General features: G+C 73.2%; 9 protein-coding genes and 2 tRNA genes. 6 read left to right on the top strand and 5 right to left on the bottom strand.

Annotated features, from left to right (window positions below; translation table 11 throughout):
- Positions 1–187: 187 nt before the first annotated feature.
- Positions 188–2,254, top strand: coding sequence for a PQQ-dependent sugar dehydrogenase (locus OOJ91_RS07320; RefSeq protein ID WP_266243801.1), 2,067 nt, complete (start codon positions 188–190; stop codon positions 2,252–2,254).
- Between the two features lie 191 nt (positions 2,255–2,445).
- Complete coding sequence (locus OOJ91_RS07315; protein ID WP_266243800.1) at positions 2,446–3,519, top strand: glycerophosphodiester phosphodiesterase family protein; 1,074 nt, start codon at positions 2,446–2,448, stop codon at positions 3,517–3,519.
- Positions 3,520–3,590: 71 nt separating this feature from the next.
- Here the strand turns inward: OOJ91_RS07315 and OOJ91_RS07310 are convergent.
- The 4 genes from OOJ91_RS07310 to OOJ91_RS07295 all read right to left on the bottom strand — a co-directional run bounded on the left by OOJ91_RS07310 (position 3,591) and on the right by OOJ91_RS07295 (position 7,804).
- Positions 3,591–3,662, bottom strand: a tRNA-Pro gene (locus OOJ91_RS07310).
- 10 nt (positions 3,663–3,672) lie between these two features.
- Positions 3,673–3,744: transfer RNA gene (locus OOJ91_RS07305), tRNA-Lys, on the bottom strand.
- Positions 3,745–3,764: 20 nt separating this feature from the next.
- On the bottom strand, positions 3,765–5,174 hold the full coding sequence (locus tag OOJ91_RS07300) for a hypothetical protein (protein ID WP_266243799.1): 1,410 nt from the start codon (positions 5,172–5,174) through the stop codon (positions 3,765–3,767).
- Positions 5,175–5,482: 308 nt separating this feature from the next.
- Positions 5,483–7,804 carry a BTAD domain-containing putative transcriptional regulator gene (locus tag OOJ91_RS07295; RefSeq protein ID WP_266243798.1) on the bottom strand — a complete coding sequence of 774 codons (2,322 nt, stop codon included), beginning with the start codon at positions 7,802–7,804 and terminating at the stop codon, positions 5,483–5,485.
- 300 nt (positions 7,805–8,104) lie between these two features.
- Between OOJ91_RS07295 and OOJ91_RS07290 the strand changes: the two genes are divergently transcribed.
- The 4 genes from OOJ91_RS07290 to OOJ91_RS07275 are packed head-to-tail and all read left to right on the top strand — an operon-like array spanning position 8,105 to position 17,187.
- Positions 8,105–10,612: a non-ribosomal peptide synthetase gene (locus OOJ91_RS07290; protein WP_266243797.1), complete on the top strand. Its 2,508-nt coding sequence runs from the start codon at positions 8,105–8,107 to the stop codon at positions 10,610–10,612.
- Positions 10,609–13,899, top strand: coding sequence for an amino acid adenylation domain-containing protein (locus tag OOJ91_RS07285; RefSeq protein WP_266243796.1), 3,291 nt, complete (start codon positions 10,609–10,611; stop codon positions 13,897–13,899). The genes OOJ91_RS07290 and OOJ91_RS07285 overlap by 4 nt, the downstream gene beginning before the upstream one ends.
- The gene (locus tag OOJ91_RS07280; RefSeq protein WP_266243795.1) at positions 13,896–17,003 is read left to right on the top strand and encodes a type I polyketide synthase; all 3,108 of its coding nucleotides are present in this window, start codon (positions 13,896–13,898) and stop codon (positions 17,001–17,003) included. Before OOJ91_RS07285 ends, OOJ91_RS07280 begins: the two co-directional genes overlap by 4 nt.
- Positions 16,996–17,187, top strand: coding sequence for an MbtH family protein (locus tag OOJ91_RS07275; protein ID WP_266243793.1), 192 nt, complete (start codon positions 16,996–16,998; stop codon positions 17,185–17,187). Before OOJ91_RS07280 ends, OOJ91_RS07275 begins: the two co-directional genes overlap by 8 nt.
- Positions 17,188–17,400: 213 nt before the next feature.
- Here the strand turns inward: OOJ91_RS07275 and OOJ91_RS07270 are convergent, their stop codons facing one another.
- Positions 17,401–18,420, bottom strand: coding sequence for an aldo/keto reductase (locus OOJ91_RS07270; RefSeq protein ID WP_266243792.1), 1,020 nt, complete (start codon positions 18,418–18,420; stop codon positions 17,401–17,403).
- Positions 18,421–18,495: the final 75 nt, after the last annotated feature.

Below are 18,495 nucleotides of genomic sequence, written 5' to 3'. Positions count from 1 at the left end.
CCTCCGACCTCGGACGGTGAGCGCACGACGACCTCGTTGAGAGGTTTTGTCCTCGATGGAGCGAGATCGTTGACATGTGCCGTGATTACATCTTTGATGGTCGATGTTGCTTCCTCGTCGGTCCGGTCGGACGCTGCGTCGTCCGGCGTGGGGTCGGGCCGTCCGATGCCCCGACCCTGGAGGACTGATGCGAAACCTCGCCCGAGTCAGACCACGACGGCTGCTGCCGGCGCTTGCCGTGGCGGTGCTGCTGGCGGTGACGGTCGGCGTGCCGGCGTCGGCGGCGGGCCCGTCGACAGTCGTCGGTGCGGCGTCCGGCCGGTGCCTGGACGTGGTGGGCAACTCACGGACGCCCGGCGCCGGCATCAACATCTACGACTGCGTCGGCCAGGCCAACCAGGCGTGGACGTTCACCACTGCCGGCGAGCTGCGGGTGTACGACGCGACGATGTGCCTGGACGTGGTCGGCCAGGACACCAGCGCACCTGCCGCGCTGCAGATCTACGGCTGCACCGGCGGCGCCAACCAGCGCTGGCGGATCAACACCGACGGGAGCATCGTCGGTGTCCAGTCCGGCCTCTGCCTGGACGTGACCGGCGGAGGCACCGCCAACGGCACGACTGTCGGCCTCTGGACGTGCAACGGGCAGGCAAACCAGCGCTGGACGTCGTCGCTCGGCAGCACCGACAGCCAGCCGCCCACCCCGCCCGGCAATCCCCGGGTGAGCGGTTTGACCTGCAACTCGGTGACGTTCGCGTGGAACGCCTCGACGGACAACGTCGCGGTGGCGTTCTACGACATCTACCACGACGGTCAGCTCATGACCTCGGTGAGCGGCAGCACCCTGTCCGCAGGCCTCACGGTCGTTCCCGGAGCGAGTTGGGGCCTGTACGTCAACGCGCGTGACGCCGCCGGGAACGTGTCGCAGGCCAGCTCCACCGTGACGATCACGCCGCCGCAGTGCCAGGCCGACACCGTGCCGCCGAGCACTCCGACGCAGCTCACGGGCACCGCGTCGGGGACGACTGTGACCCTGAGCTGGGCCGCGTCCAGCGACAACGTCGGAGTCCGGGCGTACGACGTCTACCGCGGTGGCGTGAAGATCGGCGCCGTCACGGGCGCCCCGCCGGCCACCACCTTCACCGACAGCGGCCTGGCGGCGAACACCACGTACCAGTACCAGGTGGTCGCCCGCGACGGGCAGGACAACGCCTCGTCGCGCAGCGGCACCGTCGCGGTGAGCACCGGCGCCAGCTGCGCCAACCCGGTGTGCACGGTGCGGCAGGTCACCACCGACACCGACATCCCGTGGGGTCTGGTGACGCTGCCGGACGGCACCGTCCTCTACAACCGCCGCGACGCGCACGACATCATCCACCTCAACCCCACCACCGGGGCGAAGACCACAGTGGGCACCGTGCCGAACGTGCAGAGCACCGACGGTGAGGGTGGCCTGCTTGGTCTCGCGATCTCGTCGAGCTTCGCCAGCGACAGGTGGCTCTACATCATGCACACCTCGCCCAGCGACAACCGGATCGTACGGATCAAGATGGAGAACGACAGGCTCACCACCTCCGGCGAGCAGGTCCTGCTCAGCGGGATCCGGCGCAACAAGTTCCACGACGGCGGTCGCCTGCGTTTCGGCCCGGACGGCAAGCTGTACGCAAGCACCGGCGACGCGCAGAACGGCGCCTACGCCCAGGACCGCTCCACCCTCGAGGGCAAGATCCTGCGCCTCAACCCGGACGGCAGCGTCCCGTCGGACAACCCGTTCGGCAACTACGTGTGGAGCTACGGTCACCGCAACCCGCAGGGGCTCGCGTTCGACTCGCAGGGCCGCCTGTGGGAGCAGGAGTTCGGCAACTCGATCATGGATGAGACCAACCTGATCACGCGCGGCGGCAACTACGGCTGGCCGGCCTGCGAGGGCACCAGCGGCACCTGCGGCACCGCCGGCTACATCGCGCCGGCGCGCACCTACCCGACCGCCGAGGGCTCCTGCTCCGGCATCGCGATCGTGCGCGACGCGCTCTACGTCGCCTGCGCCCGTGGTACGCGGATGTACCGCGCCGTGATCAGCGGCAGCAGTCTGACGAACGTGCAGACGTACTTCAGCGGCACCTACGGCCGGCTGCGGACGGTCGAGCCGGCGCCCGACGGGGGACTGTGGCTCACCACGACCACCACCGGTGACAAGGACAGCACCCCGAACAACAGCAACGAACGCGTCCTGCACGTCACCCTCGGCAACTAGGGCTTTCGCCGACGGCCGCCGTCCGGTGGCCGTCGGCGAACTCCGGCGCGGCGGCGACGCGCTGCCGTGGTGTGCGCACCTCTGAGGTTCGGCGACCGTTCACACTCCGCTTGCGGCGAGGTCATCGTGCCGGACGGCCTCCCACCTAGCCTCACCAGGGCATCTGCACCTGAAGAGCTGAGGTTTGCACCATGTCCCTGCGTCACGTTCTGGCGGGCCTTGCCGTTCTGCCAGCGCTCGCCGCTCCGGTTGCCGCGCACGCGTCGACTGTCGACAGCGCCGGCGCGCTGCACCCCCAGAAGACCCACTTCGACCTCCAGGCCCACCGCGGCGGCATCGGCATGACCACCGAGGAGTCGCTGGAGGGCTTCGGCAAGGCGATGCGCCTCGGCGTCACCACGCTGGAGCTGGACACCCAGATCACCAAGGACCGCAAGGTCGTCGTCAACCACGACCGCCAGGTCAGCGCCCAGAAGTGCGCCGACACCGCACCGGTCACGACCGGCGACCCGATGTACCCGTACGTCGGGAAGTACATCAAGGACCTCACCCTCGCCCAGCTCAAGACGATGGACTGCGGCTACCAGCAGCTTCCGGGTTTCCCCGAGCAGGAGCAGGTCAAGGGCTTCAGGATGGTCGAGTTGAAGGACGTCCTCGGCCTCGTCAGGAGCTACAAGGCCAAGCAACTCACCCTCAACATCGAGACCAAGGTCGAGGCGGGCGCGCCCGAGCAGACCGCGCCCCGTGAGTTGTTCGTCCGGCGGGTCTTCGAGGAGATCCACGCCTCCGGCATCGAGAAGCAGGTCACCATCCAGTCGTTCGACTGGGGTGCGCTGAGGCAGATGCACCGGCTCGCGCCGAAGTGGCCGCTGGTGGCCCTGACGAACTACGACTTCCTCCAGGTCGGCCAGCCGGGCGCGTCCCCCTGGTTGGGCGGGATCGACGCCGACGACTACGACGGTGACTTCGTGAAGGCCGCCGCCGCCATTCCCGGCGTCACCGCCCTGTCGCCGAACTACGGGTTCCCGCAGAACGGCACCATCAGCGACCCGAACTTCCGCTTCTACCCGGACGCGACAATGGTGGCTGAGGCGCACGCCCGGGGCCTGAAGGTCATCCCGTGGACCTGCGACGACCCGGCCACCGTGGCCGCGCTCATGGACATGGGCGTCGACGGGATCATCACCAACTATCCCAACCGCGTCCGGGCGATCATGGCCGAGCGCGGCATGCGCCTGCCGAAGAGCTACCGGCCCCGCCACTGATGCTCTCCCGACACCGGCCCCGCGAGCACGCCACGGCGCTCGCGGGGCCGGTGTCGTCGATGCGGGCGAAGATCCGTCGACCGGGCTCGAACCGGCGTCCTGCCGGTCCCTAGCCGGCTGCTCTACCACTGAGCTACAACGGATCTCCGCGCGTCCCGTCGGCCGGGCTCGAACCGGCGTCCACCCGGATAAGAGCCGGGCGCTCTACCACTGAGCTACGACGAGGCACCGGCGATGCTGCCCGTTCAGGTGGAGCGCTGTCCACCCTGTTCCGGCAGCTCGTCGAGCACGACGTCGGCCGGAACCCAGACGGCCCCGCCGCTCTTCACCTGCCTGCCCGAGAACACGCCTGCGGACCGCAGCACGGCCGCCCACGACGGATCGGAGACCGACACTCCGTGCACCAGCTCCGGTGTCGGCCGGAACGCTCCGACCGCGCCTGTCGCGCGTGATCCGACCCAACCCGACCTGACGGGGTCGACGCCGGCCTCGGCGCAGGCCGCCTCCACGTCCGCGCGGGTGCACGTCGACGCCCCGTCGAGCACGTCCCAGGGCAGCGGCAGTCGCGACCAGACCCCCACGTCGGGATGCAGCCCGCCGCCGGTGGCGCGATGCCACGAGGCGAGATCCGCGGCGATCAGCATCATCGCCTTTCCGGGGCAGGACGCGTCCAGCAGGCCGATGCTGCCCGAGGCGTCCAGGGTGTTGATCCAGGCCGCCCGAGCGGTGTTGTAGGCACCGCACAGCAGGTTCCACGTCGACGAGTCGTTGCCCCGGCGGACGACCATCGTGGCACGGTCGAACTCACTTGCCGACCAGACCCGCGCGAGCAGACCCGCGACCTGCCGCATCGTCGCCCACCACCGGCCCAGCAGCTCACCGCGCCGCGCCTCGGACAGCCGCGCGAGCACCTGCGGGCTCGGCCAGACCTGCGCGATCATCCACCAGTCGGTGCCCGGACTCTCGGCACACTTGCGGAACAGCAGGTCAGCGACCTCGTCGTACGGGTTGTCCCGGCCGGACAGGGTGAACTCTCGCCGCAGTTTGCGCTTCGCCGACAGGTAGGCCACGAAGCTCCCGGCCCAGGGATCGGCGACGAAGGCGTCCCGGTCGATGCCCGTGGCGAACCCGGCCCGCGCGACGATCGTCAACTGCCGCTTGGTTCGCTCCATGTCCAACCGCCCGGCCTTCGCCGCCACCCGCTGCGCCACACGGAAACGCCTGTTGTACTGCCGCTTCGACAACTCGATCCCCGCCACCGCCCGCGCCTCCCGGTTCAACCGGTCCCGCAGGAAGTCCAACCGCTCCGCGTCGAGCGCACCGAGGGACGCGCTGAGCTGCGCGCCGAACTCCAGCAGCGACGTGGGGTCGTCCGGGTCGACGTCGCCGACGGGAAGCTCGAACAGCCGCCGCGCGGCGTCGACCTGACGTGCCCCACCGATCGGACGGGCGAAATCCGCGGACATCGAACTCGAGCCGGCCCAGCGGGAGGCGGCACGGGCCGCGCGGCCGAGCACCATCCGATCCTGCGCCCCGAGTCGGCCCCCCACCGCACGCCACACGAGTAGCGCGACCTCCTCTGGCCGGCGCCGCTCATCGAGCGATGCGTGCAGCGCGTGCAGCGCATCGTCGACGGACAACCGGGTATCAGGCATGACCGCGATCCTGGCAGCGGCGGCCCTGCCGCGGCAATCGCAAAAACGATCGGTGACACCCCCGCCGATGTCGGGGACCACCGTCCGAACCGGCGCATCCCACCCTGGGACAGATCCCGCAGACGAAAGGCCCCTCCATACGAGGCCGACGGCTCCGGCAACGGGGAACGGTTCCAGCCTTGCGCGATCATCGCCTCGTCCACCCGCAGCGTCGGGCCAGATCACGAGATCCGGTCGACGCGCTGGGCCCTCAACCCGCAGGCCGGCGGGCGCGCCTCGCCACGGCCGGCGACAGTCGGGCAGCCCGGTCAGGCCGGATGCTCGATGAGCCTCCTCGGGTTCCCCGTTCGCTGCGCCGGGACGCCGGTCGGGGGGCGGTGGGTGGCGCCCAACTCCGTGGTCCACGGCCGGGGCTCGCCGGTCGGCGCCCGCCACCGGGTCACCCGTGCCCCCGCCTCGGCCGACGGGTCGGCGTACTGCCCGGCGGGGCCGGCGTCGGGGCCGGTCACCTCGCCGCCGGCAGGCGCGATGCCCAACTCCCGCATCCGCTCGACGTACGTGCGGTAGCGCCGCTGCGCCTCGCCGTGCCGTCCGGCCGCGCGCAGCACCTGCACCAACTCCAGGTGGGCGTCCTCGTCGTACGGGTCCCGGTGTACCAGCCGCATCAGGTAGACCAGCTTCTGGTCCGTGTCCGAGGCGTGCTGGGCCAGAGCCCGCAGCACGCTTGTGTGGGCGACCTGCGCCTCCTCCCGCAGCGGCTGCGCCCAGTCCTCGTACGGGTCGTCGGCGAGGAAGTCCCCGCCGTACAGCTCGTCGGCGCGGACCAGGGCACGGGCCGTGTCCGGGTGGCCGCCCCGCAGGGCGACCTGCGCCTCCTCCGCGGCGGTCAGGAACGTCTCGACGTCCACGTCGATCACGTCCAGGTCGATCGCCACCGATCCCCGGTCGGCAAGCACCGCGCCCCGGCCGCTGGTGCGGCGGCCGGTGCCCAGCACCCGGCGCAACGTGGACAGGAGCACCGACAGCCGGTTCGCGGTGCGCGACGGCGACTCGTCCGGCCAGAGCAGCTCCATCAGCCGGGGCCGGGGCACGGCACGTCCCCTGTGCGCGACGAGGATCTTCAGCAGGTCCCGTGCCTTCTTGGACTGCCACTCGCCGTACGGGACGACGGCGCCGGCCCGGAACACCCGGAAGTCGCCGAGGGTGTGGATGACCACCGCCGGCACGCGCAGCGTGATCGCGGTGAGCCCGTCGGCGACGCCGGGGTCCAGGCGTACCCCACAGCGGCGCAGCTTCTGCTCGGCGCCCTCGGCGCCGCGGCGGGCCTGGCGCCCCTGCAACCGCGCGGCGATCAGCGCGACGGTGGCCTCCTCGGCCGGATCGCCCAGTTCCCGGCAGAGCGCGGCGGCGTCGTCGAGCAGCCCGGCGGACGCGCGCGGGTCGTCCGCCGCGAGCACCGTGAGTTGGAGCGCCTCGACGAGGGTGGCGCGTCGCCGTCCGACGGTGGCGCCGGTGCGGGCCTCGGCGGCGTCGAAGTGGGCGGCGGCGGTGTCACCCCGCAGCAGCGCCACCCAACCGCGGGCCAGCAGGGCGTACGGCCGTTCGGGCTCCCGGGCCATGGTGACCGCCCGTTCGGCGAGATCCTGCGCGGCGCACAGGTCGTCGGCGGCGCGGATCCGTGCCAGCTCGGCCAGGACCCAGGCCGACGAGACGATGCGGGGCTGACCGCTGCCCACCGCGGCCAGGGCGCTCTCCAACGCCTGCCGGGCCTGCCGCGGCTCCCGCCGGCGGCGGTGCACCATCCCGAGGGCGGCCAGCGAGATCGCCTCGTCGACGGCGACTCCGGCCAGCTCCCGCAGGCGTTGGCCGGCGGCCCCGTCGGCGAGCGCCTCCTCCAACCGGCCGAGCTGACACTTCGCCAGGGCGGCGAGGGTCAGCGCGTACGGTTCGTAACCGGTGTCGCCGGCCACCTCGGTCAGTCGGACGGCCGCCTCGGCGTGCCGCAGCGCGTCGGCGGCGTCACCGGCCCACAGCAGGTGACCGGCCAGGTCCAGGTGGACCATCAACCGCAACAGGTCGGCGTCCGCGCGGCGCAGCCCGTCGGTCGCCTCCGCACGCCCGCGGGTCGCCGCCGCGTCGCCGCTGGCGGCGGCGAGCAGCACGACAACCCGGGCGTACGCCTGGTGGGCGGTCGGGGCGCCGCACGCGTGGGCGGCACGCGCCGCCTCCTCGACGTCGGCGCTGGCCCGCTCGATGTCGTCGTCGAGCAGGTGGCGCACCGCAGCGTGGCAGTACATCTGCACGGCGTGCGGGCCTGTCGCGCCGATCGGCGCGGTAGCCAGGCGGGCCGCCGCCAGGTGCGGTTCCCCGGCGAGGTGGTGCCGCAGCGCCGCGCGCCAGATCTCCGCGACCGGGGCGTCGGCCGGGTCGGGTGTCGCGGTGAGCAGGTCGGGCTGGGTGGCGAGCCACAGGTGCGCGGCCGCGCGGTCACCGGCGGCGGCGAGGCGACGAAGCCCTCGCCCCGGGTCACCACCCGTACGGTGTTGTTCTGCGAACGATGCCTCGCCTCCACCTTCGCTGCGAGCCGGCGTCGACGGGCGCCAGGCATGGTTGACATTGTCTCCGGACATGCACCGCTCCTGTGTTCTCTCGTGGAGGCTCAGGCGAGCGAAGAGACAACCGGGCACTACGAGTCGTCGCCCCCGGCGTGGCTTCCCCCCGGCACGATCATTGTCTTCATCGAGCGGCATCGCCATAACCAAAAGAGTCGGTGTACTTACTGACTGCAATGCGCTATCGGCATAAAGGCGCACTCAGGTTTCCCTCAGACCGCCGCAACGGCACCCGAACGGCCCCTACAAGCAACTGGCACGGGTGCGGTCCAGACTTCCCGGCATTGCGTGTCACCCGCCGATCGGAGCTGAGATCCGATGACCGAACAGACAATTTTCCCTGGCCTTTCCGCCTTCTGGGAACGACAGCTCGCGGCCCCTCCGGAGCCGCCGGACCTGCCGTTCGCGCCGACGACCGACCCCGCCGCCGACGCCCGCGTGGAGCTGCCGGGCGACTCGGTGGAGCCGCAGGTCAGCGCGTTGGCCGGCGTGTTCGCGCTGCTGGCCCGCTGGACCGGCGGCCGGGACCTGCTCGCCGAGGCGCCGGCCGCGTCGACCGACTCGGGACGCTGGCTGCCCGTGCGGGTCCGGTTGCCCGAGGATCCCACGTGGACGGAGCTGCGGGACCTGGTCCGAACGGCTCTGCGCGAGGCCCGGGAGCACGACGCGGAATTGCCCGAAACGGTTCCCGACTATCGGCCGGTGGTATCGATCGGTCCCGATCCGGCACTTTCCGGTTATCGAGGTGTGGTGCGGCTGCTGGTCGACGACACCGACGAACGGCCCGCGGCCACGGTGCGCCACCACCCGCACGCCACGTCGATCGGGGCGGCGCTGGCCGTACTCCTGGCCCGGGCACAGGAGAGGCCGGAGGCCCGTCTGTCCGACCTGCCGCTGCTCGACCCGGCGATCGAGCGTGAGGTGGTGGTCGACTGGAACGCCACAGACACCGACTATCCGCGTGCGAAGTCGGTGCCGGACCTGTTCGCCGAGTGGGCACGGTCGACCCCGGACGCGCCCGCGCTGCGCGACGGCGACCAGGTGCTCGCCTACCGGGAGGTGGATCGGCGGGCCAACCACCTGGCCGGGCGCCTGCGCCGGCTGGGCATCGGCGCCGAGACGCTCGTCGGCATCTGCCTCGCCGACACCACCACCTGGGTGATCGCCGCGCTGGCGACGCTCAAGGTCGGCGCCGCGTACCTGCCGCTGGATCCCGGATACCCGCCGGAGCGGCTGGCGCTGATGTGCCGCGACGCCACACCGGGAGCGATCCTGCACACCGCAGCGCTCGCCGACCGGCTCCCGGCCGACGACACGCCCCGGATCGTCGTGGACCGGCTCCCGGCCGACGACGGCCCGGTGGACCCGCCGGCGGTGACCATCCACCCCGACCAGCTCGCGTACGTCATGTACACGTCGGGCTCCACCGGCCGGCCCAAGGGCACCGGCGTCAGCCACCGCAACATCGTCCGGCTGGTCCGCGACACCAACTTCGTCGACGTACGCCCCGACGACGTGATGGGACAGGCCGCGACGATGTCGTTCGACGCGGCGACCCTGGAGGTCTGGGGCGCCCTGCTCAACGGCGCCTGCCTGGCGGACCTGGACATCAACGACGTGATCGTGCCGGACCGGCTGCGCGCCCGGCTGCGCGACAGCGGCGTGACGATGATGTTCCTGGCGACGTCCGTGGCCCGGCAGGTGGCGACCGAGGCGCCGGACGCCCTCGCCGCGCTGCGCTACCTGACGTTCGGTGGCGAGCAGGCCGACCGGACGGCCGTGGACCGGCTGCGAGCGGCCTGCCCGGACACCACGCTTGTCAACGGGTACGGCCCGACCGAGGCCACCACCTACACCACGACGTACGACTGCGCCCGGCTCACCGCGGCGGACCCGATCGTGCCGATCGGGGGCCCGGTCGCCAACACCCGGGTGTACGTGCTGGACCGGCTCCTGCAACCGGTGCCGCCCGGCGTGCTCGGTGAGCTGTTCATCGGCGGGGACGGGGTGGCCCGCGGCTACCTCGGCCGTCCCGACGCGACAGCCGAGAAGTTCGTGCCCGACCCGTTCGGGCCGCGCACGGGAGGTCGGCTCTACCGTACGGGCGACGTGGTCCGGCAACGCCCGGACGGGTTGATCGAGTTCGTCGGCCGCTCCGACCACCAGGTCAAGATCCGCGGGTACCGGGTCGAGCCGGGCGAGGTGACGGAGGCGCTGCGCGGCGGCGGTCTGCTGCGCGACGCGATCGTGCGCGCCGACCGCGACGCCGCCGGTGACGCGAGGCTTGTCGCGTACGTCGTGCTCGACGACGGGGTGCGCGTCGAGGCGGTCCGGGAACGGGCCCGCGAGCAACTGCCCGACCACCTCGTGCCGGCCGTGTTCGTGGTGCTGCCCCGGCTGCCGCTCAACCGCAACGGCAAGGTGGACGTCGCGGCGCTGCCCGTGCCCGACGACGACGCCGCCGCCGCCACCGGCGACGACGACGCCGCGCCGCAGACGCCTACCGAGCGGGCGGTGGCCTCGATCTGGCAGGACGTCCTCGGCGTGCCGGTGCGCCGCCGCGACGACGACTTCTTCGACCTCGGCGGGCGGTCGCTGAAGGCGACCCGGGTCCGTTCCCGCCTCGCTGCCGCGATCGGCGCGGAGGTGCCGCTGCGGCTGATCTTCGACCACCCGACAGTGGCCGGGCTGGCCGCCGCGGCCGACGAGATCAGCGGGGCGCCTGTCGAGCCCGCCGAGCCGGCCGCGCCGGTCGCGCTGGACGGGCCGCCACCCGCCGACCTCGCCGGCCTGCTCGACCAGCTCGAACAGGGGATGGCCCGATGATCGGCGCCCTCACGCCCGTGGGCTTGCGCCAGCGCGTGGACGCCCTGCCGCCCGAGCGGCGGCGGGCGTTCCTCGCCGCGATTCGCGCCGACGGCGACCGGTACGGCATCCACCCGCTCACCGCCGCCCAGGAGTGGATGCTGCTGCTGGCGCAGCTCCGCCCGGACAGTCCCGCCTACCACGTGCCGTACCGGGTGGACCTGCGCGGCGACCTGGACGTGGCCGCGTTGCGTGGCGCGCTCGACGAGATCGTGGCGCGGCACGAGGCGCTGCGTACGGTGTTCGTGCCGCTGGACGGGCAGTCGTACCAGCTGGTCCTCCCGCCGACCGGCCTGCCGTTTGCGGTCGAGGACGTCGCGCCGGAGCGGATCGACGAGTACGCCGCCGCCGAGGCGGTACGCCCGTTCGACCTGGCCCGGGGGCCGCTGGTGCGGGCCACCCTGTGCCGCACCGGCCCCGCAGACTTCTCGCTGCTGCTGTCGCTGCACCACGTGGTGTGCGACGGCTGGAGCATGGGCCTGCTGTTCGAGGAGCTGTCGGCGACGTACGCGGCCCTGCGGGAGGGGCGGTCTCCGACGCTGCCGCAGGCGTCCCGGGACGTGCCTGCCGCGCTGGCCCAGGACCGACTGCTCGGCCCGGGGGAGCTGGCCCGCCGCCTGGACTGGTGGCGCGACGCGCTGACCGGCGCGCCGCCGGGGCTCGACCTGCCCACCGACAGGCCCCGCCCGGCCGAGCTGGAGGACGCCGGCCACGAGATCGAGTTCTCCTGGCCGCCGGCGCTTGCCGACCGGGTCGCCGAGGCGGGCCGCCGCACCGGCGCGACGCCGTACATGATTTTCGCGGCGGCCTGGGCGGCGTTGCTGCACCGCCGCAGCCAGCAGCCGGACCTGCTGATCGCCACGCCTGTGGCGAACCGGCAGACGCTCGACAGCGAGACCGCTGTCGGCTTCTTCGTCAACACGCTTGTGCTGCGCAGCCGGGTCGACGGTGGACTGACCTTCGCCGCGCTGCTGGATCGACTCCGGGACTCGGCGCTTACCGCGCTTACCGACCCGGTGCCGTTCGACGCCCTGGTGCAGGACCTGCGCCCGGTCCGCGACCCCGGCCGTCACCCCCTCGCCCAGGTGATGTTCGCCGTCGAGGACGGCTGGGAGCAGCGACTGACCCTGCCCGGGGTGAGCGTGCTGGCCAGCGGCGAGACGCACACCGGCACGTCCATGTTCGACCTGACGCTCACCGTCATCCCGCAGGACGGACGCATCGACGGGCGGATCGAGTACCGGACGCGGCTCTTCGACGAGTCCACCGCCCGTGCGCTCGCCGACCAGCTCGACACCCTGCTCACCGCCGCGCTCGCCGCCCCGGACACCCCCGTGGACCGACTGCCGCTGCTCGACGCCGCCGCCGGACGGGATCTGATCGACCGCTGGGCCGCCACCGCGCCCGCGCCGCCGGGCCAACCGACACTGAACGAGCTGGTCGCCCGCCAGGCCGCGGCGGCACCGGGGACGGTAGCCCTGGCGTACCGCGATCAGGCCCTCACCTACGGGGAGCTGGACGCGCGGGCCGACCGCCTGGCCCAAACCCTCGCCGGGCGGGGCGTGCGGGCCGAGACGACAGTCGGGGTCTGCCTGCCCGCCGGACCGGACTGGGTGGTCACGTTCCTCGCCGTACTCCGGGCGGGTGGGGTCTATCTGCCCCTGGACCCGCAGTTGCCGGCGGCCCGGCTGGCGCACCTGCTCACCGACTCCGCCGCCGCCCTGGTGGTCACCACTGCCGACGCGGAGTTGGCGTTGCCCACCACTGGCGTGCCGCTGCTCCGCCTCGACGAGCAGCAACCGCCCGTCGTCGACACCCCGCTCCCGGCGGCGGCCCACCCCGACGCCGCCGCCTACCTGATCTACACGTCCGGCTCGACCGGGCTGCCCAAGGGCGTCGTCGGCACCCACCGAGGGCTGGCCAACCTCGCCGCGGCGCAGGCCCGGCTGGTCGGCGTCCGGGCCGACGACCGGGTCCTGCAGTTCCACTCGATCAGCTTCGACGTGGCGCTGTCCGATGTGGTCACCACGCTCACGGCGGGCGCCACGCTGCGCCTGCTCGGCCCGGACGAGCGCAGCCCCGGCCCCGACCTGGCCGCCGCGCTCACCCGGCACCGCGTCACGGTGGCCGACCTGCCGCCGGTGGTCCTCGACGCGTTGGACCCCGCCGCCGTGCCCGACCTGCGGATCCTCACCGTCGGCGGGGAGCCCTGCGCGCCGGACGTCGCCGCCGCCTGGTCGCGCGACAGGCTCCTGATCAACGGGTACGGCCCGACCGAGGCGACCGTCACCGCCACCGCCGCCCGCTGTGCGCCCGTCGACGTCGAGCTTCCGATCGGCCGGCCGCTGACCGGGGTCCGCGCCTACGTGCTCGACACCGAGCTGCGGCCGGTACCGCCCGGGGTGCCCGGCGAGCTGCACCTCGGCGGCGCCGGTGTGGCCCGGGGCTACCACGGCGACCCCGCGCTCACCGCCGGACGTTTCCTTCCCGACCCGTACGCGCCGACGGCGGGGGAGCGGATGTACGCCACCGGCGACCTGGTCCGCTGGCGTGCCGACGGGCAGTTGGTCTTCCTCGGCCGGGCGGACAACCAGGTCAAGATCAACGGCTATCGGATCGAGCTGGGTGAGGTGGAGGCCCAACTCCGGCAGTGCCCCGGGGTGCGCCGGGCCGCCGCCGTGGTGCGGACCGACACGCCCGGCGGTCGACGACTGGTCGGCTACCTCGTCGGCGACGGGTTGGCGATCGACGAACTGCGCCAGAGCCTGCTGCGGCGGTTGCCCCGCTATCTCGTGCCGAGCGCCTTCGTGGTGGTCGCCGACCTGCCGGTGACGGCAAGCGGCAAGCTCGACCCGTCCCGACTGCCCGCCCCCACAGTGGCCCGCGCCGACCTCGGCGCCGCGTACGTGGCACCGAACGGCGCCGTCGAACGGGCCATTGCCGACACCTGGCGGCAGGTGCTCGGGATCGACGACGTCGGCGCGGACGACAACTTCTTCGACCTGGGTGGCACGTCACTGCTGCTGGCGCGGGTGCAGACCCGGCTCAGCGAACGGCTGGGTCGACAGGTGCCCGCCGTCGAGCTGTTCCGCCACCCGACAATCGCGCTGCTGGCCCGGTTCCTCGACGGCGCCGCCGCACCGACGACGGGGCCGGCCGCCGGCCGGCGGCGAGACGAACGCAAGCAGGCGCTTGCCGACCGGGCCCGCCGGGCCCGCCCGGTGCCGGCGGGGGAGGGACGACAGTGACCGACCAGGAGACTGGACTGGAGATCGCCATCGTCGGGATGGCCGGCCGCTTTCCCGGCGCCGCCGACGTCGACGAACTGTGGCAGCGGATCCTCGCCGGACAGGAGACCATCACCCGGTTCACCGACGCGGAGTTGGCGGCCGCCGGCCTCACCGAGGAGGAGCGGCGGCACCCCGACCTCGTTCCGGCGCACGGCGCGCTGCCTGACCTCGACCGGTTCGACGCCGGCTTCTTCGGCTACTCGCCCCGCGACGCCCGGCTGCTCGACCCGCAACAACGCCTCTTCCTGGAGACCGCCTGGGCCGCCCTGGAACGCGCCGGCCACCTCGCCGGGGACTCCGACCGCCTGGTCGGCGTGTACGCCGCGGCAGCGGCCAGCGGCTACCTTCTGCACCATCTGTTCCGCAACCCGCGGCTCGGCTCGGTCTCCGAGTACGAGCTGATGCTCGCCACCGACAAGGACTCGCTGCCCACCCGGGTGGCGTACCACCTGGACCTGCGCGGACCGGCCGTGGCGGTGCAGACGGCCTGCTCGTCGTCACTGGTCGCCGTGCACCTCGCCGCGCAGGCGCTGCTCGCCCGGGAGTGCGACGTCGCCCTCGCCGGCGCCGCGCACGTCCTGCTGCCCACCGGCACCGGCTACCGCCACGAGGCAGGCGGCATCATGTCCCGCGACGGGCACTGCCGCCCCTTCGACGTGCGCGCCACCGGAACCGTGGGAGGCGACGGCGCCGCAGTGGTCGTCCTGCGCCGGCTGGCGGACGCCCGCGACGACGGCGACACGGTGTACGCGGTGATCCTTGGCTCCGCGATCAACAACGACGGCCGGGTCAAGGTCGGCTTCACCGCGCCCGGCGTGGACGGTCAGGTCGCCGCGATCCGGGCCGCCCAGCAGGTCGCCGAGGTCGACCCCGCCACCATCGGCTACGTCGAGGCGCACGGCACCGGCACCGAGCTGGGCGACCAGATCGAGCTGCGCGCCCTGGCCGAGGCGTTCCAGGGCGCCGACGCCTGCCGGTGCGCGCTCGGCTCGGTCAAGTCGATAGTGGGTCATCTCGACGTCGCCGCAGGCGTGACCGGGCTGATCAAGGCAGCGCTGGCGCTGCACCACAGGGTGGTGCCGCCCAGCCCGTACTGCACCGAGCCGCACCCCGAGCTGGCCGGCGGCGGGCCGTTCCGGGTACCCACCACGTCGGAACCCTGGCCCGACCTGGGCACGCCGCCCCGTGCCGCGGTCAGCTCCTTCGGCATCGGCGGCACCAACGCCCACGTCGTGCTCCAGGCCGCCGAACCGGCGGATCACGTCCCCGCCGACGGCGGGTCCGCGCATCTGCTGGTGCTCTCCGCCCGGGACGCCGACGCGCTCGACAGGGCCCGCGACCAACTCGCCACGCACCTGGGCGAGCACCCCGACGTGCCGCTGGCCTACGTCGCGTACACCCTCGCGCGTACCCGGCGGGAGTTCGGCCACCGGCTGGTCACCGTCGCCCGCGAGGCCACGACCGCCGCCGCCCAGCTCGCCGACCGCGACTCGGCGCTCGTCCGCACCGGCATCGCCAGCGGTACGCCGGCCGGCGTGGCGCTGCTCTTCCCCGGCCAGGGCGCGCAGTACGCCGGGATGGGCCGCACCCTCTACCGCACCGAACCGGTCTACCGGGCAACCTTCGACCGCTGCGCCGACCTGCTGCGTCCGCACCTCGACGTGGACCTGCGCGCACTGCTCTGCCCACCGGGCGACGCGGTTCCCGCCGCACCCGAGCTGGACGAGACCCGGCTCACCCAGCCCGCCCTGTTCGCCGTCGAGTACGCAGTCGCCGAACTGCTGCGCCACCACGGCGTACGCCCGGCCGCGATGGCGGGCCACAGCCTCGGCGAGTACGTGGCGGCCTGCCTGGCCGGCGTCTTCACCCTGCCCGACGCGCTCGCCACAGTCGCCGTGCGTGGCCGGCTCATGCAGGCGCAGGCCCCCGGGTCGATGCTCTCGGTGGCCCTCGGCGTCGACGAGGTGACGGCCCTGCTGCCCGCCGGCGTGGAGGTGGCCGCCGCCAACGCGCCGCGCCTCACCACCGTCTCCGGCGCGACCGCCGCCGTCGCCGCGCTCGCCGCCGACCTGCGCGGGCGCGGGGTGGCCTGCCGGGAGGTACGCACCTCCCACGCGTTCCACTCGGCCCTGATGGACCCGGCCCTGGCCGGCTTCGCCGCGCACCTGCGGGAGATTCCGCTGCGCCCGCCCACAGTGCCTGTCGTCTCGAACGTGACAGGCGGCTGGCTCACCGACGACGAGGCCACCGATCCCGACTACTGGGTGCGGCAGCTGCGCCGCCCGGTCAACTTCACCGCCGCCGCGGACCTGCTGCTCGGTGAGCGGTACGCGCTGCTGGAGGTCGGCCCGGGACGCACCCTGGCCACCCTCGTCCGACAGCACGACGCCGCACGCGGGGTGCCGGTGCTGACAAGCCTGCCCGCCGGTCGCACCCCGACCGGCGAGGTCGACGCAGTCGCCCTGGCCGTCGGCCGGCTCTGGCTCGCCGGGGCGCCGGTGCGCCGCCCCGACGGCCGCGCCGACGGACGACGGCGGGTGCCCCTGCCCACGTACCCGTTCGCCCGCGAGCGGCACTGGGTCGACGCGTACCGGCCGGGACCCGTCGCCCCTGCCGAGGCCGCGCCGGCCGCCGCGCCAACGGCGCCGGTCGCGGCGGAACCGGTGGCGGCCTCGACGACTACCGCGCCGAGCGACGAGCCGTACGAGGTGGTGCGCCGCATCTGGGTGGACCTGCTCGGCGTCGACGAGATCGGCCCCGACGACGACTTCTTCGAGCTGGGTGGGCACTCGCTGCTCGGCACCCGGGTGGTGGCGCGACTGCGCGACGCGCTCGGCGTCGACCTGCCGCCCGCCGCGATCTTCGAGTCACCCACCCTCGCCGCGCTGGCCCGTACCGTCGCCGCGTTGGCGCGGCCGGCGCCCGCCGTACCCCAGGCGGTTCTCCCGCCCACGGACGGCGACCTCACCGACCTGCTCGCGGAGATCCGGGCGTTGTCCCCGGAGAGTCTCGCCCGCGAGCTGCACCTGGCCCGACACGAGGAAGGCAACCCCGATGGCTGACGAACACCGCGTGGTGGTCAACGACGAGGAGCAGTACGCCCTGTGGCCCCGGCACAAGGAGGTGCCGGACGGCTGGCGGGACGCCGGCTGCGCCGGCAGCCGCCAGGAGTGCCTGGACTTCGTGACACGCACCTGGACCGACATGCGCCCCCGCAGCGTCCGCGAACACCTCGCCACCGGCTGAGCGCCGGGTCACCGATCCGTCGAGTGACGTCGGCGGCGCACCGACGTGGTGCCCGCGCTGGCGCACCGACGTGGTGTCCGCGCCGGCACACCGGCGTGGTGCCCGCGCCGGCACACCGGCGTGGTGTCAGCGGCGGCACACCGGCGTGGTGTCAGCGGCGGCACACCGACGTGGTGTCAGCGGCGGCGCATCGATGGGGCGCTCGCGCCGGGCTCAGCGGCGGCGCAGGGCCGGGTCGAGCAGGGCGGGCGGGGTGTCGAACTTCTCGTGTGCGGCGAGGTCGACGCCCGGCGCGACGATCGCGTCGATCGCGTCCAGCACGTCGGCGGAGAGCACGGTGTCCGCGGCGGCGAGCTGCGAGCGCAGGTGGTCAATCGTGCGGGGGCCGATGATCGCGCTGGTCACGGCGGGGTGCGCGGTGACGAAGCCGAGCGCGAGCTGGATCATCGTCAGGCCGGCCTCGTCGGCGAGCGTGGCCAACTGCTCGACGGCGTCCATCCTGGCCCGGTTGGCCGGCAGCGCGGTGTCGAAGCGTTCCGGCAGGATCGCCGACCGGCTGGTGGTGATCTCCCGGCCCGCGCGGACCGCGCCGGAGAGCCAGCCCGAGGCGAGCGGGCTCCACGCCAGCACGCCGAGGCCGTACTGCTGGGTCACCGGCAGGACGTGGCTCTCGATCCCGCGTTGCAGGATCGAGTAGCTGGGCTGTTCGGTGACGTACCGGCTCAGGTGGTGCTCCCGCGCGGCCCACTCGGCCTGCACGATGCGGTACGCGGGGAAGGTCGACGAGCCGAAGTAGCGGATCTTGCCGGCCCGCTGCAGGTCGGTCAACGCCGACAGCGTCTCCTCGTCGCTTGTGGTCGGGTCCCACCTGTGGATCTGGTAGAGGTCGACGTGGTCGACGCCGAGGCGGCGCAGGCTGTTGTCCAGCTCGGTGACGAGCCAGCGGCGTGAGCTGCCCCGGTGCTCGCGCTTGTCGCCCATCGGCATGCCGGCCTTCGTGGCCAGGACGATGTCGTCGCGGCGGCCGGTGATCGCCCGGCCGACCATCTCCTCCGATTCGCCCTGGCTGTACATGTCGGCGGTGTCGATCAGGTTGATCCCGCCCTCGAGGGCGGCGTCGACGATGGCGGTGACCTCGTCCTGGCTGGTGCGGCCCAGCTTGCCGAAGTTCATGGCGCCCAGCACGAGTGTGCTGACCTGGACACCGGTACGACCCAACGTGCGGTACTGCATTGCTGATCCTCCGTGCTCAAGGGGTGTGGCTGGTCGTGGCCCACCCGTTCTGGCATCCTGAACAAGTGGAACCGT

The sequence above is a fragment of the Micromonospora lupini genome (genome assembly GCF_026342015.1).
Lineage (GTDB): Bacteria > Actinomycetota > Actinomycetes > Mycobacteriales > Micromonosporaceae > Micromonospora > Micromonospora lupini_B.
This window is presented reverse-complemented; position numbering and strand designations above follow the sequence as displayed.

Bases quoted from the DNA above. Each gene is read 5' to 3' on its own strand.
- OOJ91_RS07290 (WP_266243797.1), top strand. From the start codon at position 8,105: ATGACCGAACAGACAATTTTCCCTGGCCTTTCCGCCTTCTGGGAACGA.
- OOJ91_RS07315 (WP_266243800.1), top strand. From the start codon at position 2,446: ATGTCCCTGCGTCACGTTCTGGCGGGCCTTGCCGTTCTGCCAGCGCTC.
- OOJ91_RS07270 (WP_266243792.1), bottom strand. From the start codon at position 18,420: ATGCAGTACCGCACGTTGGGTCGTACCGGTGTCCAGGTCAGCACACTC.
- OOJ91_RS07295 (WP_266243798.1), bottom strand. From the start codon at position 7,804: ATGTCCGGAGACAATGTCAACCATGCCTGGCGCCCGTCGACGCCGGCT.
- OOJ91_RS07285 (WP_266243796.1), top strand. From the start codon at position 10,609: ATGATCGGCGCCCTCACGCCCGTGGGCTTGCGCCAGCGCGTGGACGCC.
- OOJ91_RS07320 (WP_266243801.1), top strand. From the start codon at position 188: ATGCGAAACCTCGCCCGAGTCAGACCACGACGGCTGCTGCCGGCGCTT.
- OOJ91_RS07300 (WP_266243799.1), bottom strand. From the start codon at position 5,174: ATGCCTGATACCCGGTTGTCCGTCGACGATGCGCTGCACGCGCTGCAC.
- OOJ91_RS07275 (WP_266243793.1), top strand. From the start codon at position 16,996: ATGGCTGACGAACACCGCGTGGTGGTCAACGACGAGGAGCAGTACGCC.